General features: G+C 69.9%; 24 protein-coding genes. 11 read left to right on the top strand and 13 right to left on the bottom strand.

The window, feature by feature from the left end; genetic code table 11:
• Positions 1 to 13: 13 nt before the first annotated feature.
• From ACWFR3_RS26480 to ACWFR3_RS26465, 4 genes are all read left to right on the top strand, one after another.
• The gene (locus ACWFR3_RS26480) at positions 14 to 817 is read left to right on the top strand and encodes an ABC transporter ATP-binding protein (RefSeq protein WP_453737129.1); all 804 of its coding nucleotides are present in this window, start codon (positions 14 to 16) and stop codon (positions 815 to 817) included.
• Between the two features lie 159 nt (positions 818 to 976).
• The gene (locus ACWFR3_RS26475; RefSeq protein WP_453737120.1) at positions 977 to 2,023 is read left to right on the top strand and encodes an ABC transporter substrate-binding protein; all 1,047 of its coding nucleotides are present in this window, start codon (positions 977 to 979) and stop codon (positions 2,021 to 2,023) included.
• A gap of 95 nt (positions 2,024 to 2,118) precedes the next feature.
• Positions 2,119 to 3,303 (top strand): MalY/PatB family protein, encoded by a 1,185-nt coding sequence (locus tag ACWFR3_RS26470; protein ID WP_453737119.1) that lies wholly within the window; start codon positions 2,119 to 2,121, stop codon positions 3,301 to 3,303.
• A 273-nt stretch (positions 3,304 to 3,576) separates the two neighbouring features.
• Complete coding sequence (locus ACWFR3_RS26465) at positions 3,577 to 4,242, top strand: hypothetical protein (RefSeq protein ID WP_453737118.1); 666 nt, start codon at positions 3,577 to 3,579, stop codon at positions 4,240 to 4,242.
• Positions 4,243 to 4,423: 181 nt separating this feature from the next.
• On the opposite strand, the gene ACWFR3_RS26460 is transcribed toward ACWFR3_RS26465, so the two are convergent.
• The gene (locus ACWFR3_RS26460; protein ID WP_453737117.1) at positions 4,424 to 4,918 is read right to left on the bottom strand and encodes an N-acetyltransferase family protein; all 495 of its coding nucleotides are present in this window, start codon (positions 4,916 to 4,918) and stop codon (positions 4,424 to 4,426) included.
• Positions 4,919 to 5,013: 95 nt separating this feature from the next.
• Positions 5,014 to 5,979 carry a TIGR01777 family oxidoreductase gene (locus ACWFR3_RS26455; RefSeq protein ID WP_453737116.1) on the bottom strand — a complete coding sequence of 322 codons (966 nt, stop codon included), beginning with the start codon at positions 5,977 to 5,979 and terminating at the stop codon, positions 5,014 to 5,016.
• A 172-nt stretch (positions 5,980 to 6,151) separates the two neighbouring features.
• On the opposite strand from ACWFR3_RS26455, the gene ACWFR3_RS26450 reads away from it, so the two are divergent.
• On the top strand, positions 6,152 to 6,862 hold the full coding sequence (locus ACWFR3_RS26450) for an N-acyl homoserine lactonase family protein (protein ID WP_453737115.1): 711 nt from the start codon (positions 6,152 to 6,154) through the stop codon (positions 6,860 to 6,862).
• Between the two features lie 32 nt (positions 6,863 to 6,894).
• Here ACWFR3_RS26450 and ACWFR3_RS26445 read toward each other — a convergent pair whose 3' ends face one another.
• Complete coding sequence (locus ACWFR3_RS26445; RefSeq protein WP_453737114.1) at positions 6,895 to 7,368, bottom strand: NUDIX hydrolase; 474 nt, start codon at positions 7,366 to 7,368, stop codon at positions 6,895 to 6,897.
• Between the two features lie 208 nt (positions 7,369 to 7,576).
• On the opposite strand from ACWFR3_RS26445, the gene ACWFR3_RS26440 reads away from it, so the two are divergent.
• On the top strand, positions 7,577 to 8,185 hold the full coding sequence (locus tag ACWFR3_RS26440) for a chemotaxis protein CheB (protein ID WP_453737113.1): 609 nt from the start codon (positions 7,577 to 7,579) through the stop codon (positions 8,183 to 8,185).
• Positions 8,186 to 8,206: 21 nt separating this feature from the next.
• Here the strand turns inward: ACWFR3_RS26440 and ACWFR3_RS26435 are convergent, their stop codons facing one another.
• Together ACWFR3_RS26435 and ACWFR3_RS26430 are read right to left on the bottom strand one after the other, a co-directional pair.
• Positions 8,207 to 9,352, bottom strand: coding sequence for an RNA polymerase sigma factor (locus tag ACWFR3_RS26435; RefSeq protein ID WP_453737112.1), 1,146 nt, complete (start codon positions 9,350 to 9,352; stop codon positions 8,207 to 8,209).
• The gene (locus ACWFR3_RS26430; protein WP_453737111.1) at positions 9,349 to 9,771 is read right to left on the bottom strand and encodes a YciI family protein; all 423 of its coding nucleotides are present in this window, start codon (positions 9,769 to 9,771) and stop codon (positions 9,349 to 9,351) included. The genes ACWFR3_RS26435 and ACWFR3_RS26430 overlap by 4 nt, the downstream gene beginning before the upstream one ends.
• Before the next feature lie 255 nt (positions 9,772 to 10,026).
• Here ACWFR3_RS26430 and ACWFR3_RS26425 point away from each other — a divergent pair, with 255 nt between their 5' ends.
• Positions 10,027 to 10,653, top strand: coding sequence for a maleylpyruvate isomerase family mycothiol-dependent enzyme (locus ACWFR3_RS26425; RefSeq protein ID WP_453737110.1), 627 nt, complete (start codon positions 10,027 to 10,029; stop codon positions 10,651 to 10,653).
• 131 nt (positions 10,654 to 10,784) lie between these two features.
• Here the strand turns inward: ACWFR3_RS26425 and ACWFR3_RS26420 are convergent, their stop codons facing one another.
• A complete protein-coding gene (locus ACWFR3_RS26420; protein WP_453737109.1) occupies positions 10,785 to 11,429 on the bottom strand; it encodes a hypothetical protein in 645 nt (214 codons plus the stop codon).
• Between the two features lie 191 nt (positions 11,430 to 11,620).
• Here ACWFR3_RS26420 and ACWFR3_RS26415 point away from each other — a divergent pair, with 191 nt between their 5' ends.
• Entirely contained in the window at positions 11,621 to 12,487 is an 867-nt protein-coding gene (locus ACWFR3_RS26415; protein ID WP_453737108.1) for an aminoglycoside phosphotransferase, read from the top strand.
• Between the two features lie 9 nt (positions 12,488 to 12,496).
• Here ACWFR3_RS26415 and ACWFR3_RS26410 read toward each other — a convergent pair whose 3' ends face one another.
• Together ACWFR3_RS26410 and ACWFR3_RS26405 are read right to left on the bottom strand one after the other, a co-directional pair.
• Positions 12,497 to 13,366, bottom strand: coding sequence for an LLM class flavin-dependent oxidoreductase (locus ACWFR3_RS26410; RefSeq protein ID WP_453737107.1), 870 nt, complete (start codon positions 13,364 to 13,366; stop codon positions 12,497 to 12,499).
• A 61-nt stretch (positions 13,367 to 13,427) separates the two neighbouring features.
• Complete coding sequence (locus tag ACWFR3_RS26405; protein WP_453737106.1) at positions 13,428 to 14,219, bottom strand: CTP synthase C-terminal region-related (seleno)protein; 792 nt, start codon at positions 14,217 to 14,219, stop codon at positions 13,428 to 13,430.
• 93 nt (positions 14,220 to 14,312) lie between these two features.
• Between ACWFR3_RS26405 and ACWFR3_RS26400 the strand changes: the two genes are divergently transcribed.
• Positions 14,313 to 15,200 (top strand): LysR family transcriptional regulator, encoded by an 888-nt coding sequence (locus ACWFR3_RS26400; RefSeq protein WP_453737105.1) that lies wholly within the window; start codon positions 14,313 to 14,315, stop codon positions 15,198 to 15,200.
• A gap of 42 nt (positions 15,201 to 15,242) precedes the next feature.
• Here the strand turns inward: ACWFR3_RS26400 and ACWFR3_RS26395 are convergent, their stop codons facing one another.
• From ACWFR3_RS26395 to ACWFR3_RS26385, 3 genes are all read right to left on the bottom strand, one after another.
• Positions 15,243 to 15,497: a non-oxidative hydroxyarylic acid decarboxylases subunit D gene (locus tag ACWFR3_RS26395; RefSeq protein WP_453737104.1), complete on the bottom strand. Its 255-nt coding sequence runs from the start codon at positions 15,495 to 15,497 to the stop codon at positions 15,243 to 15,245.
• A 56-nt stretch (positions 15,498 to 15,553) separates the two neighbouring features.
• A complete protein-coding gene (locus tag ACWFR3_RS26390) occupies positions 15,554 to 16,981 on the bottom strand; it encodes a non-oxidative hydroxyarylic acid decarboxylases subunit C (RefSeq protein ID WP_453737103.1) in 1,428 nt (475 codons plus the stop codon).
• Positions 16,982 to 17,047: 66 nt separating this feature from the next.
• Positions 17,048 to 17,644 carry a non-oxidative hydroxyarylic acid decarboxylases subunit B gene (locus ACWFR3_RS26385; RefSeq protein WP_453737102.1) on the bottom strand — a complete coding sequence of 199 codons (597 nt, stop codon included), beginning with the start codon at positions 17,642 to 17,644 and terminating at the stop codon, positions 17,048 to 17,050.
• A gap of 130 nt (positions 17,645 to 17,774) precedes the next feature.
• On the opposite strand from ACWFR3_RS26385, the gene ACWFR3_RS26380 reads away from it, so the two are divergent.
• Positions 17,775 to 18,653, top strand: coding sequence for a helix-turn-helix domain-containing protein (locus ACWFR3_RS26380; RefSeq protein ID WP_453737101.1), 879 nt, complete (start codon positions 17,775 to 17,777; stop codon positions 18,651 to 18,653).
• A 195-nt stretch (positions 18,654 to 18,848) separates the two neighbouring features.
• Here the strand turns inward: ACWFR3_RS26380 and ACWFR3_RS26375 are convergent, their stop codons facing one another.
• Both ACWFR3_RS26375 and ACWFR3_RS26370 read right to left on the bottom strand, forming a co-directional pair.
• Entirely contained in the window at positions 18,849 to 20,462 is a 1,614-nt protein-coding gene (locus ACWFR3_RS26375; RefSeq protein WP_453737100.1) for an MDR family MFS transporter, read from the bottom strand.
• Positions 20,463 to 20,526: 64 nt separating this feature from the next.
• Positions 20,527 to 21,162, bottom strand: a complete 636-nt coding sequence (locus ACWFR3_RS26370) for a TetR/AcrR family transcriptional regulator (protein WP_453737128.1) — start codon at positions 21,160 to 21,162, stop codon at positions 20,527 to 20,529.
• Positions 21,163 to 21,336: 174 nt separating this feature from the next.
• Here ACWFR3_RS26370 and ACWFR3_RS26365 point away from each other — a divergent pair, with 174 nt between their 5' ends.
• On the top strand, positions 21,337 to 22,038 hold the full coding sequence (locus tag ACWFR3_RS26365; RefSeq protein WP_453737099.1) for a DUF2470 domain-containing protein: 702 nt from the start codon (positions 21,337 to 21,339) through the stop codon (positions 22,036 to 22,038).
• Positions 22,039 to 22,049 lie beyond the last annotated feature (11 nt).

The raw sequence follows: 22,049 nt of genomic DNA, 5'->3' as shown, positions 1-22,049 counted from the left end.
CAAGGACGAGGACATGGGCGCCGGCGGACACACCCTGGGCACACAGGACATCCACCTGGGCTACGACGGCCGCGAGGTCGTCCACGGTCTGAGCCTGGACATCCCGCCCGGCAGCATCACCATGATCGTCGGTCCCAATGCGTGCGGGAAGTCGACGCTGCTGCGCGCCATGGCCCGCCTGCTCACCCCGACCTCCGGCTCCGCCCTGCTCGACGGGCGCAGCATCCACACGATGCCCACCCGCGAGGTCGCCGCACGCCTGGGCATCCTGCCGCAGACCCCGGTGGCGCCCGACGGCATCACGGTGAGCGATCTGGTGGGCCGCGGCCGGTATCCGCACCAGGGCTGGTTTCGGCGCTGGACCGCCGAGGACGATGCGGCCGTGGCCGACGCGCTGCTCGCCACGGACGTCCTGGACCTGGCCGGGCGTCCGGTCGACGAGCTCTCGGGCGGCCAGCGCCAGCGTGTGTGGATCGCCATGGCGCTGGCCCAGCGCACCGACATCCTCCTGCTGGACGAACCGACCACTTACCTGGACGTGAGCCATCAACTGGACGTGCTCGACCTCCTGGTCGATCTCAACCAGGAGCACGGCACCACGATCGTGGTGGTCCTGCACGACCTGAACCTGGCCTGCCGCTACGCCGATCACCTGGTGGCGATGCGCGACGGCCATGTCATCGCGGAGGGCAGGCCGGGCGACGTCGTCACCGAGGAACTGGTCAACGAGGCGTTCGGGATGCGCTCTTCGCTGGTGGCCGACCCGGTGTCGGGCACACCGCTCATCGTGCCCATCGGCCGCCACCGGGTGGGCTGAGCGGACGGACGCGGGGCGGCGTACGGGCCCGTCGGCATATGCGGGTTGGCTACGGGCCTGTCGGCGTATGCGGATTGGCGTACGCCCGCCCTGCGCAGGCGGCCAGCGGAACGGAACACCGGGTTCCAGTCACCACTTAGGTTAGGGTAGCCTAAGTTCATGCCCCTTAGAGTCAAGTCGCCGTTCACGCGGGCCTCGCGTGATGCCCGCTCCCTCCGCCCCGCGCGCCGCAACACCGTCGTCGCGCTCACGGCGGCCCTCGCCCTCACCGGCACGCTGACCGCGTGCTCGTCCTCCGACGACGAGGGAGGCGGCTCGGCCGCCTCGACGGCGGGCTTCCCGGCGAAGGTCGCCACCAAGTTCGGCGAGATCTCCGTGAAGAAGAAGCCGCAGCGCGTGGTGGCGCTCGGCTGGGGCGACGCGGAGACCGCGCTCGCCCTCGGCGTCCAGCCGGTGGGCGCCAGCGACTGGCTCGCCTTCGGCGGTGACGGTGTCGGGCCGTGGGCCAAGGGCCTGTACAAGAAGAGCCCGACCAAGATCGGCACGCTGGAGCCGGAGTACGAGAAGATCGCCTCCCTCAAGCCCGACCTGATCCTGGACACCAAGTCCAGCGGCGACCAGAAGCGTTACGACACCCTGAGCAAGCTCGCCACCACCGTCGGCGTGCCCAAGGGCGGCGACCAGTACCTGACCAACTGGGAGACGCAGACCACGATGGTCGCGGACGCCCTCGGCCTGCACGACAAGGGCCAGGAGCTGATCGCCAAGACGGAGAAGAAGTTCAAGTCCGCCACCGCGCAGCACCCCGAGTTCAAGGGCAAGACCGCCACCTCCGGCGCGCGCACCAGCGTCGGCTACGGCGCCTACGTGACGGGCGGCGGACGCGTCGACTTCCTGGAGCGGCTCGGCTTCAAGAACAACCCCAAGGTCGACGCCAAGGCCGGCAAGTCCTTCTCCGTCACGGTCTCCCGCGAGAGGCTCGACATGCTCGACTCCGACTTGCTGGTCATGTCGTCGATCGGCATCCCCAAGTCGAAGATCGAGAACGACCCGCTCTACAAGGAGATTCCTGCCGTCAAGGCCGGACATGACGTCGTCTTCGACCCGAAGTCCACGCTCAGCTCCGCCTTCGCCGCCGACTCGGTCCTCTCCGTCTCCTACGCCCTGGACAAGGTCGTCCCCGAGTTCGCCGAGGCGCTCCGCTGACCGCACCGCACCGCACCGCACCGCACCCGCCGGGCCGACACCCGAGTACGTCAGAAGTAGGCAGGAACCCGCTTGGGCCTGCCTACTTTTGACGTATGGACAATGTGTCGCGTGATCTCACCGCGCCCGAGGGCGCCAACCCGCTGAGCCGGCTCTCGCTGGAACAACTGCGGCGGCGTACGAGCATGAAGTGGCGGACCTATCCGCAGGACGTGCTGCCGCTGTGGGTGGCCGAGATGGACGTCCCGCTGGCCCGGCCGGTCGCCGAGGCGATAACCGAGGCCGTGGCGCTCGGTGACACCGGCTATCCCGCCGGAACCGCCTACGCCGAGGCACTGGCCGAGTTCGCCCACAAGCGGTGGGGCTGGGACGGCCTTGCCGTCGAGCGCACCGCGATCGTGCCCGACGTGATGCTGGGCATCGTCGAGATGCTCAAGCTGCTCTCCGTGCCCGGCGACCCCGTCATCGTCAACTGTCCCGTCTACCCGCCCTTCTACCAGTTCGCCGGCAACCTGGACCGGCCCGTCGTCGAGGCACCACTGGGCCCCGACATGCGCATCGACTTCACCGTCCTCGAGGAGGTGTTCGCTCGCGCTGCCGGCGGCGCGCGCCGGCCGGTGTACCTGCTGTGCAGCCCGCACAACCCGACCGGGACCGTGCACACCACGGCCGAATTGACGCGGGTGGCACACCTGGCACGCACACACGGCGTGCGTGTCGTGGCGGACGAGATCCATGCCCCGATCGTGGCGACAGGCACATCGTTCGTGCCCTTCCTGAGCGTGCCCGGTGCCGAGAACGGGCTGTCCCTGATGTCGGCGTCCAAGGCCTGGAACCTGGCCGGACTCAAGGCCGCCCTCGCCGTCGCGGGCCCCGAAGCCGCAGACGACCTCGCCCGCATCCCCGAAGAGGTCAGCCACGGCCCCAGCCATCTCGGCATCATCGCCCACACGGCGGCCCTGCGTGATGGCGGCGAGTGGCTGGACGCACTGCTGTGCGGTCTCGACGACAACCGCCGGCTGCTGTCCGCGCTGTTGTCCGAACACCTGCCCGCCGTCGGCTACACGCCTGCCCGGGGCACGTTCCTGGCCTGGCTCGACTGCCGGGAACTGGGCCTGGGCGACGACCCGGCCGAGGCTTTCCTGCAGCGCGGCCGTGTCGCTCTGAGCTCAGGAAGGCCGTTCGGGACCGGCGCGGAGGGCTTCGTGCGACTCAATCTGGCCGCCTCTCCGGACGTCCTCACCCAGGCCGTACGGCGCATGGCATCGGCCGTCGGCTGACCCCATGTGCCGCACATGAGTGCGCGCATGCGGTGCCGACATTGGTGCAGACCTGGAGGCAACGTTTGTACTTGGGAGGCCCGAGACTTCATCTAATGCACCCGCGAGCGAACACAAACACGTAACCTTCGCTACCGGCACATGAGTTACTGCTGTTGCAGGTTGGGCAGTCAACATTAAGAGGTGCAAACATGCACCCTCACCAGGAGTGCTCGGTCGTGAGCACGCCCCGCCACCCGCACGACTGCGTGCGCCCACGAAAAGGTCACTGCCATGTCAGACGTTAAGCCGGAAACTGCCGGAGTTCAGGCCCAGTACGCCGTGCGCGTAGCCGAGGACCTCGAGAACAACCGCAAGGAACAAGAGCGCATCGGGACCGAGGTGGCAACGCTCCAGGAGCAGCTGCAGGAACTGGAGGCCGACCACGCGGTGCTGCTGAGCATGCAGCAGGCGCTGGGCTCCCCCTCCGCCGCGGAGACCACCGCCAAGAAGGCAGCCCCCCGCAAGGCGGCCGTACCCGCTCCGCGGCCGAACAACTCCGGTGCCGCCCGCGCCAAGAAGCCGGCCGCCACCAAGGCCGCCGCCACCAAGGCCAAGGACAAGAGCGGGGGCAAGGACAAGGAAAAGGCGGCCAAGAGTGCGCCCAAGGCCGCCGCTAAGAAGCCTGCCGCTCCGGCAGCGGGCCCCACGCTGGTCGAACTGATCGACAACCACCTCGGCCAGCAGAAGGAACCGCGCTCCGCCGCCGAGATCACCACCGCGCTCGCCAAGGCCCGCCCCGAGCGCGTCCTGAAGACCACTGTCGTGCGCACCACGGTGGAAGGCCTGGTCGCCAAGGGCCGTGCCCTGCGCACCAAGCAGGGTTCCTCCGTCTTCTACACCGCCGCCGCCTCGGCAGATTCCTCCGCGGCGCCGAAGTCGGAGGCCGTCACCAGCTGAACGGCCCGCGGGCGACACCGCTGGTGACCGCCCCGCCGCCCAACCCGGCGCAGCCGGCAGGACGTTCCCTCGTGATGTGCCATGTGTGCAGCGAGCGGGACGTCCTGCGCGGGGCCGCCTCACATGTCTCGACCGTCGCGGCAAAGGCACGTGGAATATCCCGCGCCCCTTGGTGCGGAGGTCACACCACAGTCAGGCTCTTCGCCATGACACGCTCTCTGCGCACGCCGTCGGAGAGCAGGTCGCCGAGCTCACCGGTGTCGGCGAAGCCGTGCCGCTCGTAGAGCGCGGTGGCGTTGAGGTTGTCCGGCATCACGCACAACCGCAGCGTCCCTGCGCCGCGCTCCGCACCCCACCGCTCCACACCCTGGACCAGACAGTCCCCCACGCCCCGGCCCCGCGCCGCAGCATCGACCCACATCGAGATCAGCTCGACGCAGTCCCCCTCGCCCGGAACCCCACTGACCATCCCCACCGGGCGGCCGTCCAGCAGCGCCACGAGATCGCGTGCGCCAGGAATCGACAGCCGGGCACGCCAGCGTTCCTCCTGGTCGCCGGATCCCTGCCACTGCGCCAGTGTCGATCCGAATGCGGAGGGCTCCTCGGCAAGCGCCGCCAGACGCAACTCCCGCCAGAGAAGCCAGTCGTCGGCTTCCAACGTACGCAGTTCAATCATGATCCAGAGCCTGCCTGCCGACCTGGATGACAGCAACCCAATTCCGGCTCCAGGTATGCCCGTCCCGTGCCGGCACGGGACAGTTCAGGGCCGTCCTATGCTGCCGAATTCCGGCCGCGGCGCTGCTCCCGTGCCCGTCGTACGAGATCTGCTGCCGCCTCCGGCCACGCGGGGTACTCGAAGGCGAACCCCTCGTCGAGCAGCCGGCCGGGCACGACGCGGCGGCTCTTGAGGAGTAGTTCCGTGTCCGTGCGCAGCGCGAGTGCGCCGATTTCCGCCATCCACTTGGTGGCCGGGAGCCCCACGGGGACGCGTGCCGCCGACCGCAGTTGCCGCATGAACGCGCGGTGCGGGAGTGGGCCGGGGGCGGCCAGGTTCACCGGACCCTCGATGTCGTCGCGTCCGATGAGGAACTCCACCGCGCGGACGAAGTCGCGGTCATGGATCCAGGACAAGTACTGGGCTCCGCCCGCGACCGGCCCGCCGAGGCCCAGCCGGGCCATCTTCAGCAGCACGTCGAAGACACCGCCCCGGTCGGGACTCATCACCATGGCCGCACGCAGAGCGACTTTGCGGGTGTGCGGGGTGGCGGCCTCCTGCTGGGCCCGCTCCCAGTTCCTGGCGATCCGCACGCTGTACTCCCAGTAGTCCGGGACCCCGCTCTCCCTACCGCCGATGACACCGGTGGCCTCGTCGTGCGGTGCGTCGTAGCGGTGGGCGTAGATCGTGGCGGTGCTCATCTGGAGCCAGAGCGCCGGAGGTTTCGCCGCGGCGGATATCGCCGCGCCGACGGCCTCGGCGGAGTGGACCCGCGAGTCCATCATGTCCCGCAGATTGGTCTCGGTGTAGCGGCAGCTGACACTGCGTCCCGCCAGGTTGACCACCACGTCACTGCCGTCGATCTCGGCAGCCCAGGGGCCCGATGTGCGCCCGTCCCAAGCGACTTGCCGCGCACGCACAGGGTTGCGGGTCAGGACTACGACGTCATGTCCGCCGGCGGTCAACGCACGCTCCAGAACGGCTCCGACCTGCCCGGTGCCTCCTGCCAGCACTACCTTCATCGCGCTATCCCCTTTGCTCGGTGAGCACTCGGCAAGCGTGAGCCTAGACCTGGCCCACCAGCGGGTTTGTGCGGGGATCCGGTAAGGACGCGATAGCGGCGGTGCCGCCCGCCCGGTCTGCTGTCGGCAGAACCTTCGGGACGAGAGACACGCGGCCTGCGAGCATGATCCGATGGTGCACAAGGACGCGGAAGTTCGTCGACTCGATCTGGGCTATGTCGTCCGTCCTGCCGCAGAAGCCGGAACCGCACGGCCACGCGCAGAACCCGTCTTCGGCTACCTGGTCCGGCGCCCGGAGGGACTGATTCTCTTCGATACCGGCATCGGCGCGGTCGACCCCGCAACCGAAAGCCACTACCGTCCCCGGCGCAGGCCCCTGGAGTACGCCCTCGCGGCCTCGGGAATCACCCCCGCCGACATCTCCATGGTGGTGAACTGCCACCTTCATTTCGACCACTGCGGCGGCAATCCCCTGCTGAGCGGCACGCCCATCGTCGTACAGGCCACGGAGTTGGCCACGGCCCGCCGGGGCGACTACACCATCGACGACCTCGTCGACTTTCCCGGCGCCGACTACGAGGAGCTCACCGGCGAAACGGAACTCTGGCCCGGCGTATGGATCATTCCCACCCCTGGTCACACCGAAGGACACCAGTCCCTGGTGGTCCAGCAGGATGACGGCACAGCCATCCTGGCCGGGCAGGCACACGATTTCGCCTCCCACTTCGCTTCGGATCACATGGCCCACCGGGCAACCGAGGACGGCCTCGAACCACCGCTTCCTGCCTGTCTTCCCTGGATGGAGCGGTTGCTCGCGTTCGACCCGCGCAGAGTGCTCTTCGCACACGACTGCTCGGTCTGGGAGCCACCGGAGATGGCTTGACGGCGGAGCCGAGGCGGTCCCCGTTCTCCGTGTCAGTGCCGGATCAGTCCGCCGACCGGGACGGGATCGACATGGCCGGTTGCCGGGCGGGTCTGTGCCAGGGCGAGTCCGATGTCCACCAGCGACGAACGGGGCAGGCAAGCGACGTCGGGGATCGCGGTCCAGACCGACTCGGCGATCTCGCCGTTCGGCTCGGGCCGGAGCTGACCACCGGTAATACTGACCTGGTAGAAGATGCCGACATTCTGATGCTCCGGTCCGCCGGGAACGGTGCGGTCGGCCGCGGAGATCACCCGTGAGTCCACACCCAGCAGGCGTTGCACCACCGCGTCGCAGCCAGTCTCCTCAGCGACCTCCCGGGTCACCGCCTCGAACGGATCCTCTCCGTGCTCGACTCTGCCGCCCGGAAGAGTCCAGTTGGACTCTCGGAGACGTGACACGTGACGGGCGAGCAGGACCCGCCCGTCCTCGATGCACACGGCGTACGCCGCCAGCCGGAAACTCATGCCCGCACCAACTCCTCATCCACGGAAGCGACTTGCGTACCGTGCGTACAGGCCACCGCCGGCGCCCGCTTCACCACTGTCCACCTTGGCCAAGTCTCCGCCATCTGCTGTGCCTGACCCCTCCGGCCTCACACGGTCTCGCCGACACTCAGCTCCCCCTCAACCGCAATGGCTCCCGAAGAGGCGACGGCCGGGCTAGGGTCCTCGCGTGAACAGCAGGCAGCCGCACGAACCCGATGACCGCTGCGCGACCGTGATGGTGGCCTCCTCCGCCGGGGGCATCGAGGGCCTGAAGACGTTGCTGGGCGGCCTGGACGCCGGGATCCGGGCGGCCGTGCTGGTGGTCCAGCACCTGCGCCGTTCCCGCGAGACGCGCATCGTCAACATCCTGTCGCCCCACACCGGCCTTCGCGTCAAACTGGCGGAAGACGGCGAGCGCCCGACGGCGGGAAGTGTCTACATCGCACCGCCCGATCACCATCTGTGTGTGGATACGGGCGGTGTGCTCTCCCTGTCCAAGGAAGACCCGGTCAACTTCTCGCGCCCGGCCGCCGACCCGCTCTTCGCGTCGGCATCGAAGGCGTGCGGGCCGCTGCTGGTGGCCTGCGTGCTCACCGGATCCGACGGCGACGGCGCCCGGGGAGTGGAAGTGGTCAAGTCGCACGGGGGCATCGTCATCGTGGAAGACCCCGCGACGGCGGCGTTCCGCGGGATGCCCAAAGCGGCCATCGAAACCGGCAAAGTCGACTTCGTGTGCCCCGCCGAGGACATCGCTCCCCTCATCCAGCAGCTCGTGGAGCAGGCCTGCCGCTCCTGAGCCCGTCACCGCGAAAGCCCGTCACCGCGAGCGGCGCACGTTGAGCCGGGCGGCCTGGCGCGTCAGGTGGTCGCGCTCGGGGAGGTTGGGTGCCTTCTGGGCCGCCTCGGCGTACAGCCGTGCCGCCGTATCCAGATCGCCGTCGCGCTCGTGGAGATAGGCCGCCACCGCGGTGTGGCGCGGCAGTGCGTCGTCCAGCTCCGCCAGCGCCGCAAGGCCGGCGCGCGGGCCGTCCGCCTCGCCTACGGCCACCGCGCGGTTCAGGCGGACGACGGGGCTGTCGGTCAGGCCCGCGAGCTCGTCGTACCACTCGACGATCTGCACCCAGTCGGTCTCCTCCGCGGTGGGCGCGTCGGCGTGCAGGGCCGCGATGGCGGCCTGCGCCTGGAACTCGCCCGGGCGATCGCGGACGAGGGCCGCCTGCAGGATCTGGATGCCCTCGGCGATGGAATCCGTGTCCCACCGGCCGCGATCCTGCTCGGCGAGCGGCACCAGACTGCCGTCGGGCGCGGTCCGGGCGGCGCGCCGGGCGTGGTGGATCAGCATGAGGGCGAGCAGCCCGGCCACCTCGGGGTGGTCGATGGCGGCCGCGAGCTGCCGGGTGAGGCGGATGGCCTCGGCGGCGAGGTCGACGTCGCCGGAGTAGCCCTCGTTGAAGACCAGGTAGAGGACGCGCAGCACGGTGGCGACGTCGCCGGGCTTGTCGAACCGTATGCCGGAGACGGTGCGCTTGGCCCGGCTGATGCGCTGCGCCATGGTCGCCTCGGGCACCAGGTAGGCCCGGGCGATCTGGCGCGTGGTCAGCCCGCCGACGGCGCGCAGCGTGAGCGCGACGGCGGAGGACGGGGTGAGCGAGGGGTGGGCGCACAGGAAGTAGAGCTGGAGCGTGTCGTCCACGCCGGGCGCGGGGCCGGGCGCCGGCTCCTCGTCGATGCGGTCCTCACGCCGGCGGCGGGATGCCTCCGAGCGGGTCGCGTCGAGGAACTTGCGCCAGGCCACGGTGATCAGCCAGCCCTTCGCATCCCGCGGCGGGTCGTCCGGCCAGACGCGGACCGCTTCGAGGAGGGCGTCCTGCACGGCGTCCTCGGCCGCCGCGAAGTCGGCGCCGCGGCGGACGAGGACGGCGAGCACGCCGGGTGTGAGGCTGCGCAGCAGGGCGTCGTTCACCGGTGGGAAGGGCAATCCGTGTCCGTGGAGTGGCCGCCCAGGAGGGGGCGCAGTTCGAGCCACTCGTGGATCGGCTTGCCGCCCGCGCCGGGGGCGGCCGAGAGTTCACCGGCCAGTTCGAGGGCGCGCTCGTAGGTGTCGACGTCAATGATCATCCAGCCCGCGATGAGGTCCTTGGTCTCGGCGAAGGGGCCGTCGGTGACCGGCGGGCGCCCCTCGCCGTCGTACCGCACGAACGTCCCCTGCGGGGCCAACGCCTTGCTGTCGACGAACTCGCCGGTCTTCTCCAGCCGGTCCGCGAAGTCGTTCATGTACTGCACGTGGGCCGAGATCTCCTCCGGCGTCCACTGCTCCATCGGGGCGTCGTTGACCGATGCCGGCGCGCCGCGGTAGTGCTTCAGCAGCAGGTACTTGGCCATGATGTGTCTCCTCGGTACTGGTGCGGCCATTGTGGTCGCGTTCACTGCCGGGACGGAGCCGGTTTCGGGTTCTCGACATCGGCGGGCGACATTTTCCTGAGGAATTCCACCGCGTGCCTCAATGGTGCTTGCCGGGACCGTTCGGTGTGGCGTCGGGTGGCGCCGTCGTCACGATGCCCCGCTCCCCCGGCGATGAGTTCCTGTCGCGCCGCGGGTCTCCCCTGGCAGACACTGGAGACGAGCAAAGGAACCGCCGTGAACGAAGATGTCTGGGCACTGGTACACGCGGAGCGCGCGGCGCTGATCGAGGACCTGGCGCGTCTCGACGACTCGCAGTGGGAGCAGCCCTCGCTGTGTGAGGGGTGGACCGTGCACGATGTGGCCGCCCATCTGGTGGACACCGCTCGTGCGACGCGTCTGGGGTTCGTCGGTGCCATGGTCCGGGCACGTTTCGACTTCGACCGGCAAAACGCCCGCGGGGTGGAACGCGAGCGCGGTGCGTCGCCGCGCGAGACGCTGGAGCGGCTGCGTCAGGTTGCCTCACGGAAGACGGGCCCTCCGGCACCCCTCGACACCCGGCTCGTCGAGGAGATCGTCCATGGTGAGGACATCCGGCGGCCCCTGGGGCTCAGCCGCTCCTACCCGACGGAAGCCGTCGTCAGATCTCTGCGCCTGCAGGCTCGCACCTCCGCTTCCTTCGGCGGCGCCAAGGAGCGGGTGGCCGGCCTTCAACTGGCTCCGACGGACGCCGACTTGTCGATCGGGGAGGGTCCGAAAGTGCACGGGACCGCACTTTCCCTGCTGCTGGCCATCTCCGGGCGGCAGGCAGCGCTGGAGGAGCTTGAGGGGCCAGGGGTCGCCGCGTTGCGGACGAGTGCCTGACTGTCTACCGGCCTGCCGGTCTGACTGCCCGCCGGTCTGCGGGGGCTTGTTCTCGTTCGCCTTCTCCGAGTACGGATTCGCAACCCCTTTGATGCAGTGAGCGTGGCGCTACTGCAGTGAGCGTGCCGTACTCAGCCCGGATGGCGAGGAGACTCGTTGCGCAGCCTCCAGATCTCCTTCCATTGCCGGGCGTGGTCGGCTGCCAGCAGGGGGTCGGGCGCGTCGGCCTGCTCCGCCGCGAGGGTGACCCCGCATGCTCTGCACAACTGATGGATCCTGCGGATACCGTCGTGCCAGGCCTTGGTGTTGCCGCGGTTCCCGCATACCCGGCACGTCAGCGCGAGGGCTCCATCCGCCGGGACCGCCGATCGCAGGACCCGCTCGACGACGACAGGCAGCGGCTCGTCGGGGTGCATCGTCGGCTCGGGGCAGTAGGCGATGTTGCCCCACCCGCGCTGCCAGCCGCGCCAAGCCTCATCTGCTCGCACCTGCCGAAAGCCATGTGCCTTGTCCGTCCGGCGACTGCTGGCGAAGGCACGTTCGGCAGCGAGCCAGATCAGCCGGGCCTGGTGCAACTCCTTGACGGCTCGTACGAGCGAGTTCGGGTCCTTCTCCACGTTCCTGGGGATGCCCGCACTGATGCAGAGGTGGTGATAGGTGGCCCGGAAGCCGTAGGGCGCGAAGTTCACGAGGCAGGAGCGCAGGTTCGTGTGCCGAACCCGCGCGATCAGCCTCTCGTCGTAGACCCGTCTCTGGTGTGTATTGAAGCTGCTCACCACAGGGACGCTACGGCCTGCCGAGCTGGGGCCGCACCGCGTTTTCGCAGACCAAGGTCTTGCCCTGGGCATGCCCTTGACGACGCTGCCGGCGAAGCCCTGGCCTTACTCAGGCGTGTGTTCACCTGCGCTCAGGCCCGCTCACCAAAATGCCGCGACGTCCGCCTGGGCCCCGACGACAATCATCGGTCATGACGCTCCCCGGACGCGATGTACTCAACGCCTTTCGACTCACCGGCCGCACCGTTCGTCTGCCCGGCGGGGAAGGCAACTCTGTCCGCGTGGGCGACGTGGTGCTCAAGCCCACCGGCCCGGACGGTGAGTTCGCCGAGTGGCTGGGCGACGTCATGGAATCGCTTACGGAGGACGGTTTCCGCGTCGCGCGGCCCCTGCGGGCCATCACGGGTGCCTGGAGCCACGACGGCTGGGCCGCCTCCCGTTTCGTCGCCGGCGCCGAACCTGATCACGCGGCGGCGCCCCGCTGGCTCGAGGTCGTCGCTGCGGGGCGCGCCTTCCACCGCGCGCTGGCCGACGTGCCCCGCCCCGGTTTCCTCGACCGGCGTCGCGACTGGTGGGCGATCGGTGACCGTGTTGCCTGGCAGGAGGAGAAGGCCGATCTGCTGCCCGCTCTGCGCGAGCCCTACGACGAGTTGGCTGCGTTGCTCGGTCCGATGCCGCGGGTGCGGCCCCAGCTCGTCCACGGCGACCTGACGGGCAACGTCCTGTTCGCGCCGGGGCTGGCGCCCGCGGTCATCGACTTCTCGCCCTACTGGCGGCCGCCGGCCTTCGGCGAGGCGGTCGTCGTGGGTGACGCCCTGATCTGGCACGGTGCGGGCCCGGAGCTGCTTCACGAGGCCGCTTCCGCGAGCGGTCCCGACTTCGTCGAGTACGTCGCCCGCGCCCTCGTCTTCCGTCTCGTCACCAGCAGCGAGCGCATCCGTGCCCTGCCGGTCGATGCCACCCACGACACCGAGACCGACAGCGAGGTACGCCGCTACGAGCACGCGGCACGGCTTCTCACCTGCCTCGTTCGTGCGCCCCACCGGTCGGCGCCCTGAGGCAGGGCACTACAGGACCGGCGGGCCCTGCTCGATGCGGCGCAGCACCGGGGTGAGCCGGTCGAGGTCGTCGCCCGTCTGGATCTGGCGTTCGTCCCACCACGTGGCTCCGGCCTCGGCCAGCGGTCCGATCAGGTCGCGGGTCCCGGCGGTGTCGTCGCCCGGCGTGGCACCGCCGAGGACGATGTCGAAGGGGGTGTCGGGCGACCGGTCCGCGCGTTGCTCGTGCAGGTACGCCACCAGGTCACGGACCTGGTCGAGGGGCGGCACGTGGCCGTGCTTGGCGTCGGTGAACAGCGGGACCGCGCCGTCCCAGCGGGCCGCCCGGCGCATGGGCGGGCGGTTGGGCCAGAAGCCGGCGACCCAGATCGGCGGCCGGGGGCGCTGCACGGCGGCGGGCAGCAGTCTCACGTCGCGTGCCTGGTAGTGCCGTCCGTCGTGGTGCACCGGCTCGCCCGACCAGTAGCGCTGGAGGAGGTCCAGGCCCTCGTCTAGGCGCTCGGCAAGGACTTTCGGGTCCGTGGTGTCACCGAAGCTGCCGTACTCGTCCTCGATGGGCCCGCCCAGACCGGCGCCGAAGGTGACCCGGCCGCCGCTGAGGACGTCCAGGGTCGCCACCTGGCGGGCGAGTTGCTGCGGGCGCCGGCGGGCCACCGGGGTGACCAGCGTGCCCAGCCTGATCCGGGAGGTCGCGAGAGCGGCTGCGGTCAGCAGCATCCAGGGGTCCCCGAAGGGCCTGCCCGTGTACTTGCGGTGCAGCACGTGATCCCAGACGAACAACCCGTCCCAGCCCGCCTGCTCCGCCGCCGCGGCCACCTTCGCAACGGTCCGGGGATCGGCGAAGTCGCCGAAGTTCGGAATGTTCACCGAGAAGCGCATCCCCGCATCCTGCTTCACGGCACCATGACCGGCAACCGATATGTCCAACCGCCGCGTCGGCTCAGCTGCCGATCGCCGCCGAGTGTCGTACCGCGGCCCGTGCGAGCCCCGTGATCAGCGGGTGGGGACGGGTGCCGTCACCGTGCAGTTCGGGCTGGAACAGGGTGGCCAGGAAGAAGGGATGGCCGGGCAGTTCGGCGATGCGGATGTCCCCGCTTGCGTCCGTGCCGGTGAAGCGCAGCCCGTGGGCGCGCAGTGTCTCCACGTGGGCGGGGTTGGGTCCGTAGTTGCAGTGGTAGCGCTCCACCGTCTTGCGGGCGCCGATGAGTCGGGCCGCGTGCGAGTCCTCCGCCAGGAGGATCGCGCCTTCGTGGCCGACCAGTGAGCACGCCAGCGGGACGATCACCTCGTCGCCGCTCCCGGTCATCTCACCGTCGCCGGCGTGGTCGTCGCGCGGGGTGTTCTCGGCGTGCACGGCCCGGCCGAGGCCGCACACCGACCGTGCGTACTCCAGGAGCATGTGCTGGAAGCCGCCGCAGGTTCCCAGGAAGGGGATGTCCTGCTCCCGGGCCGTACGGATGGCTGCGAGCGCTCCGGCTTCGCTGCGGTAGGGGCTGCCGGGCAGCACCCAGACGGCGTCGAAGCCCTCGACCCCGGCGTGGGCCTCGTGGGTGGGGATCCAGTAGGCGTCGAGGTTGAGGCCCTCACGGGCGCGCAAGGCCTGGAGGAGGGCTGGGATGCGGGTGTGGGAGCGGACGTGGTCGGAGCGGTCCGCGACGAGGGCGATGCGGGCGGCAGGAGGCGTAACCGACTCGGGATGTGTCGCGGCGGGCGTCGTGGATTCGGGTGTCATGGACTCATCGTCGGCGGAGCCGGTTCATCACGTCCAACGATGATTTCCGCACTCCGCATTAGCAATACTGATGCGCAAGCAATACTGATGCGCATGGATCCACACCTCCTGCGGACCTTCGTCGCCGTCGTCGACAACCGCTCCTTCTCCGCGGCCGCCGGGGTGCTTGGCTACACCCAGTCCGCCGTCTCGCAGCACATCGCAGCGCTCGAGGCCGACCTCGGCACGCAACTCGTGGAGCGCCGGCCGGTGGGGCCCACCGGGGCGGGCGAGCGCCTGATGGAACATGCGCGGCCGCTGCTGCTGCGCCTGGCCGCGGCCCGTGCCGACATCGTCCGGCTTCACGCAGCACGCTCGGCGCAGCTCACCGTCGCCGTCAGCCCGCTCGCGCTGACGTCCGCTTTCACCCACGCCCTGGCCCGTATCCGCCGGTCCTCCCCCGGCCTTGAGGTGTCGCTCCGCGTCCTGGGTCGGGATGCCGTGGTGGGGGCCGTCATGGCCGGGGATGCCGGGCTCGGACTGGTGGACGGGGCGGCGGCGCCCACCGATCCGCTGCCGTTGCCCGACCCGGGCCCTCTGACCACCGCCGCCCTGGCCGCCCCCGAACAGCCCCTGGCCGTCCTGCTCCCGGCCGGCCACCCGCTGGCACGCCGCAGCGCCCTCCGGCTCCCGGACCTGACCGACGCGCAGTGGCTGGACGCGCCCGATGCCGCCATCCCCCTGACGCAGCTGCGCGCAGCCGCCCGTACCGACGGCTTTTGTCCCCAAGTCACCTACCGGGGAACAGACATCAAGGGAGTGGGAACACTCGTCGCCGGCGGACACGGCCTGGCGGTCCTGCCCCTCACGGCGGCTGCCGAGCTGCCGGGCACGTCAGCAGTCCCCCTGTCCGCACCCCGCCTGGTCCACCGCACCGAAGCGCTGCACCCGGCCCGCCCCGCCGCGCCTGTCCCGGAGTTGGTCGCCCTTCTGGCGGCATGACAGCCGGACGCGAGTGCGGGGGAACCCCCGCATCGCCCGGCGTCAGCCGGCGCTGCGCAGCGGCGGTACGGCCGGGACCTCGATGGCGTTGTCGATGTCGGAGACCGTCATCTTGAACTGTTCGGGATAGGCGTCGCGCCGGGTGCGGCGGGCGGGCTCGGTGGTGCGCCAGGTGTAGAGGCACTGGCGGCACTGCAGGACGTCCCAGACGCCGGGTACGGGTGAGGTCGCCAGTTGGTCGATCGTCTCGAAGGCGCAGCGCGGGCAGATGCAGGGAGTGGTGTGTTCGTCGGTCATGTCGGTCATGGTGATGGCCGGGTTCCTTCCGAAAGGGAGAGCTGAGGCTGCGGGGGTCAGGGGCGGGCCGCGATGAGCCGCTGGAGTTTGGCCGCCCATTCCTTGGTCTCGGGCAGATCCTTGGCCGGGGTGGAGAAGTTGCCGCGTACGTCGGGGGCGACCGGGGTGGTCGCGTCGATGATCATCTTGCTGGTGATGCCGGCCGGCTGGGCTGCGGGGGCGAGTTCCAGGACGGACAGGTTGGGGATGACGACGACGTCGTCCTTGGGGTTGACCTTGGCCGACATGGCCCACATGACTTGCGGCAGATTGAAGGGGTCGACGTCCTCGTCGACGAGGATCACCTGGGCCACGTATCCCAGGCCGTGGGGTGTGGTCATCGCGCGCATGCCGACGGCCTTGGCGAAGCCTCCGTAGCGCTTGGCCGTGGAGATGATGACCATCAGGCCGTGTGTGTACATGGCGTTGACCGCCTGCACTTCGGGGTATTCGGCGCGCAGTTGCTTGAGCAGCGGGACACAGGTGTTGGGGCCCACCAGGTAGTCGACCTCGGTCCACGGCATGCCCAGGTAGAGGGACTCGAAGACCGGGTTCGTACGGTAGGAGACGCGGTCGACGCGGATGACGGGCATGCGGCGCCCGCCCGAGTAGTGGCCGGTGAACTCGCCGAAGGGGCCCTCGATCTGGCGCTTGCGGGACTCGATGACGCCCTCGATGACCACCTCACTCCCCCAGGGCACGTCGAAGCCGGTCAGCGGTGCGGTGGCGATGGGGGCGGGCGCACCGCGCAGGGCGCCGGCCATCTCGTACTCGCTCTGGTCGTAGGCCATCGGCATGCCGGCCACGATCGTCATCACGGGGTCGTTGCCGAGCGTGATGGCAACGGGCAGGTCCTCGCCCGCTTCCTCGGCCTTGCGCAGGTGGTGGGCGATGTCGTGCATGGGTACGGGCTGGAAGGCGAGGCGGTCGGTGCCGATGACTTCGATGCGGTACGTGCCGACGTTCTGCTTGCCGAAATCGTCCGGGTCCTCAGGGTCGCGGGAGACGACGGCGGCCTTGTCGAGGTAGAAGCCTCCGTCACCGTCGTTGAGGCGGAAGAGGGGCAGGACGGAGAAGAGGTCGACGTCCGCTCCCTCCCGGGTGTTTTCGCGCCAGGGGGCGTTCTCGCGGCGTTCGGGGGCGACGGGGAAGGCGTCCCAGCGGGCGGCGAAGGTTTCCACCTGCTCCTTGACGGGGGTGGTGCGGGGCAGGCCCAGGGCCAGGGCGTGGTTGGCCCAGGAGCCGTGCACGTTCATGGCGATGCGGGCGTCGGTGAAGCCCGTGACGTTGTCGAAGTACAGGGCGGGGGCGTTCTCGCCGATGCGGCCCGTGGCGTTGGCGGCCGCGGCCAGGTCGGGTTCGGGCCGGACTTCTTCGGTCAGGTGCAGCAGCTGGCCCTCCTTCTTCAGGGTGTCGAGGAAACTGCGCAGGTCGTCGTGGGCCATGGGTAACTCCTGGGCGGGGGTGGGGACTTCAGGGAGTGGGAGCCGCAGAGGGCTGGGCTGCGGGCTTCACGAGGCGGGGCGCAGGGCGGCGGCGCGGGCCGCGCGCATGCCTTCCCAGCGCTTGGCGGCGGGCGCGGGCAGGTCGAACTGGTCCAGGACGCGCGCGGTGATGTGATCGACGATGTCGTCGACGGTCGCCGGGTGGTTGTAGAAGGCGGGCATCGGCGGCACCATCTGCACGCCCTGGCGGGCCAGGGCGAGCATGTTCTCCAGGTGGATCTCGCTCAGCGGTGTCTCACGCGGGACCAGGACGAGGCGGCGGCGCTCCTTGAGTACGACGTCGGCGGCGCGGGCTACCAGGCCCTCCGCGTATCCGGCGCGGATACCGGCCAGTGTCTTCATCGAGCAGGGCACGATCACCATGCCGTCGGTGCGGAACGAGCCGGAGGAGATGGTGGCGCCCTGGTCGTCGGGATGGTGGGTGACGTCGGCGAGCGCGCTCACCTCGGCGACCGGGAGGCCGGTCTCCAGCTCGATGGTGGTGCGGGCCCAGCGGGACAGGACCAGATGGGTCTCGACGTCCGGCAGCTGGGCCAGATTCTCCAGGAGCCGTACGCCGATGGCCGCTCCGGTGGCCCCGGTCATTCCCACGATCAGCCGCACTCGTCCGCTCCTAGCACCATGATGACCTGCGCGTTTACTGCTGCGCCTCGTTGTTTTCACGCTAGGAGGCAGATGCCGCGCGGCGGCGGTACGCTCGGGACTCGCGATGGGAAAAAACGGACACCCTGATGTGAGGGACCTCGATTACACGGCGGCGGTGGGTGCGCCCACCGGTGTCGAGGTGGTCGAGCTCGGTGCGCTGTACGAGCGTTCGCGGCGCCACGGCAACGACCCGTACGCGGCGTTGCGCCCGGCTTTCCATCAGCTGATCGCGGTGCGGACGCGGCCGCTGCGCATCACGGTGGATTTCGTCGGGTACGAGTTGCCGCCCGGCTCCTGGCTGTGGATCAGGCCGGGGCAGGTGCAGCGGTTCGGCCGGGATCTGGTGGCGGCGGACGGGGTGGTCGTCCTGTTCCAGCCCGGATTCCTGCCGCCCGCAACGGTGGCTGCCGCCCATATGGATCCGCCCTACGAGCAGCAGCCGCTGGTGCCCTCGGACGAGCAGGCGCGGGCGCTGCGACACGCCCTGGACCATCTCGCCTACGAGTACGACGCGATGGCCTCGTTGCCGCTGGACTCGCACGTCGAGGTGGTGCGGCACCTGGTGTCGGTCCTGCTGCTGCGCCTGGCGGCCGTGCGCGGCGCGGCGCCCGCGCAGGGCCCGGTCAGCGAGGTGTTCCGGCGTCTTCACGACGCGGTGGAGCGCGATCACGCGGTGACCCGGCGGGTGGAGGACTACGCGGCCGCGCTCGGCTACAGCCCGCGCACCCTGTCCCGGGCGACGCGGGCCGTCACCGGCGCGAGCGCGAAGAGGTTCATCGACGAGCGGGTGCTCCTGGAGGCCAAGCGGCTCCTGCAGCACAGCAGCCTCCCGGCGAAGGAGGTCGCCGGGAGGCTGGGGTTCGCGGACGCGAGCGACTTCACGAAGTTCTTCCGTCTGCGCACGGGCACGACTCCGGCCGCCTTCCGCGCCCGGGCGCTGGGGCAGACAGTCTTCGGCTCCGCCTGATCAGAAGGGGCAGGACTGCGCGAAGGCGGCGTCGGCCACGACCCGGCCATCGCTGGCACAGCCCACCCGTTGCATGCCGGCACCACTGCGGAAGATGGTGTACGCCCGGTAGTCCGGTGGCTTCCCCGCAACGGCGGGCGGCCGCCGGTCAGCCCTTGTGGGGTGTCCGGCGGCCGCTCGTCGAGGGTGACGGCGCTAGGCGACCGGCGCCGACGCCGTGCTCTTGCTGTCGTCGTCCGACTGCGGGCCGCCCTCCTGGGCGAGTCGTTCCATGCCGCTCGTCGTCTTCAGCGGCTTCTCCTTGATGAAGATCACCGCGACGAATGCGAGCGCCGCGAACGGAGCCGCCACCAGGAAGAGGTCGGCGGTGGCCAGACCATAGGCGTTCTCCACGATCTCGCGCATCGGCGCGGGCAGTTTCGTCATGTCGGGTACGGAACCCTCGCCGCCACCGGAGCCCTCGGCGGCCGCACCGCCCGCCGCGCCCACGCTCTTGGAGATCTCCGACGCCACGCGGTTGGCCAGGACGGCGCCCAGGACGCTGGTGCCGATCGTGCCGCCCATGCTGCGGAAGAACGACAGGACGGAGGTGGCCGCGCCCAACTCGGAGGCCGGTACGTCGTTCTGTGCGGCCAGGACCAGGTTCTGCATCAGCATGCCGACGCCGATGCCGAGCACCGCCATGTACAGGCTCAGGATGCCGAAGCCGGTGTCGGCGTCGATGGTGGCGAGGAGTCCCAGACCTGCGGTCATGATGACGGCGCCCGAGACGAGGTAGGCCTTCCACTTGCCGGTCTTGCTGATGAACTGGCCGGCGATGGTGGAGGACACAAGCAGACCCAGGATCATCGGCAGGCTCATCAGGCCCGCCACCGTCGGGGACTTGCCCAGGGCGATCTGGAAGTACTGCGAGAGGAAGACGGTGCCGCCGAACATGGCCACGCCGACCAGGAGGCTCGCGACGGTCGTCAGCGTGACGGTCCGGTTGCGGAAGATGGCGAGCGGGATGATCGGCTCAGGCACGCGTGACTCCACGAACACCGCCGCCACCAGCAGGATCACACCGGTTCCGGTGAGCGCCGCGGTCTGCCAGGACGCCCAGTCGAACTGCTGGCCCGCCAGCGAGGTCCAGATCAGCAGCGCGCAGACGCCGGCCACGATCAGGAAGGCACCCAGGAAGTCGATCTTCACTTCGCGGCGCACGGTCGGCAGTCGGAGCGTGCGCTGCAGGATGAGGATGGCGAGCAGCGCGAACGGCACGCCGATGAAGAAGCACCAGCGCCAGCCCAGCCAGGAGGTGTCCACCAGGACGCCGCCGACCAGCGGTCCCGCCACCGTGCCCACGGCGAACACGGCGCCGAAGATGCCCGCGTACTTGCCCAGCCTGCGCGGCGGGATGACGGCCGCCATGACGACCTGCGCAAGGGCGGTCAGACCGCCGGCACCGATGCCCTGTACGACGCGGCTGAAGATGAGCAGCCCCACGCCCTGCGAGAACCCGGCGAGCAGGGAGCCGACGATGAACATGGCCAGGGACAGCTGCAGGAGCAGCTTCTTGTTGTAGAGGTCCGAGAGCTTGCCCCACAGGGGGACGGTCGCCGTCATGGCGAGCAGTTCGGAGGTGACGACCCAGGTGTAGGAGGACTGGCTGGCGCCGAGGTCGGCGATGATGCGCGGGAGTGCGTTGGCCACGACCGTGCCGGCCAGGATGGCGACGAACATGCCGGCCATCAGCCCGGACATGGCCTGGAGTATCTGTTTGTTGCTCATGGATGTGGGCGCCTGTTCGGGCGCCTCTGCTGTGCTCAAGATGTCCCTCTTGGAAATCGGTCCGCTGGTCGGGCAGAGGCAGAACTTAAGGAGTGACGCGGGCTCAGGAGTCCGCTGCGGGGGCGGCAAGGCCGGTGGCCAGGTGCGCGAAGGCGAGGCGGAAGACGTCGACGAAAGCGGCGTCGGTCGTGCGCCCGCACCAGTCCTCGATGGCCACCCGGACGGCGGTCGTGGAGGCGGCGGCGACCAGTTTGGGATAGAGCCCGACGGCCTCGCCCGGTACTCCCCCGAGGCGTTCGGCGATCGCCTGCGCCAGCTCCACCTCCTCGGCCATGTGGGCCCCCAGGCCGCGGACGAGCAGGTGTGGCGAGCGCTGGAAGACCTTGGCCCGCAGGCTCCAGATCTCGTGGCGTTCCTCGATGTCCAGCAGCTCCGCGGCGAAGGCCTCGCGCAGCACGTCCAGGACGGGCTGGGCGGCGGGGGCCTGGCGCACGGCGCGCCGGATCCGTTCGCCGACCTCCTCGTCGATCATCAGGAAGGCGTCGTCGTGGCTGTCGAAGTAGTTGAAGAAGGTGCGCGGTGATACTCCCGCCGCACTGCTGATCGCCTCGACGGTCACGTTCTCCGCCCCGTGCTCGGCGGCAAGACGCACCGCGGCGTCGGCCAACGCCGCCCGCGTGGCCCGCTTTTTGCGCTCGCGGAGTCCGGGCGCAGCGTTGTTGCCTGTCACATCTTGCAGAGTACGCAAAGATGCAGAGCATGCAAAATTAGCGCCGCCGACCGGCCGCCCACCACCACCGGCCACTGGCCGTAATCCGCCCCGTACTCCCGGCTGTTCTCCGACCACCCTCATGAGTTAGGTTAGGCATACCTAAGTAGAGCTTGGGTCTCTTCGACGGCATGGAGCATTTGGATGCGCCCACACAGCACCCGCATCACGCAGCCGACCCCCGCCGAGCGCGTGCACGCGATCCTGCACGCGGCTCAGTCGATGACAGTGATCAGCGACGGGTGTCACACCGAGATCCACCGGCTCGACGGCGCGGGTGCAGGCCACATCCACCTGCACGCCCCGGGCCAGGACAACCCGCCGTCGCCGCACGAACGCCGCCCGGTCCGCCTGGAGTTCACCGACATCGCCCCCACCGCCGTACGAGATCGCCTGCGCGCCCGCGTCACCGTCACCGGACTTCTGGCGACCCCCTACAGCGACGAGTCGGCCCAGAGCACCTGCATGGAGTTCGGCCAGGCACTCCTCAAGGACGACCGGGGCCGCCACTTCGTCTCGCTGGACCAGCTCTGCGAGGTCACCCCGGACCCGGTCACGGGCAGCGAAGCGGACATGCTCACCCACCTCGTCGACAGTCACCAGGAGCTCGTCCCTCTCCTGGTGCGCCTCGTCCAACCACAGCCGGCCAAGGGCATGTTGCGCGCCGTCCCGCTGGCGATGGACCGCTACGGGGTGACGCTGCGCCTGGAGTACCCGGTGTCGCATCTCGATGTCCGGCTGCCGTTCGCCACACCCCTCAGCAACATCGACCAGGCCGGCACACAGATCCGCGGCCTGCTGGCCGCGGCCCGCCGCGCCTCCCACCGCGGCCGCCTGATCGTCTGAGGGCCGCGGCC

The organism is Streptomyces sp. NPDC055189, from assembly GCF_053606765.1.
The sequence above is the reverse complement of the archived record's forward strand: the minus strand, read 5'-3'. Positions and strand labels throughout refer to the sequence as shown.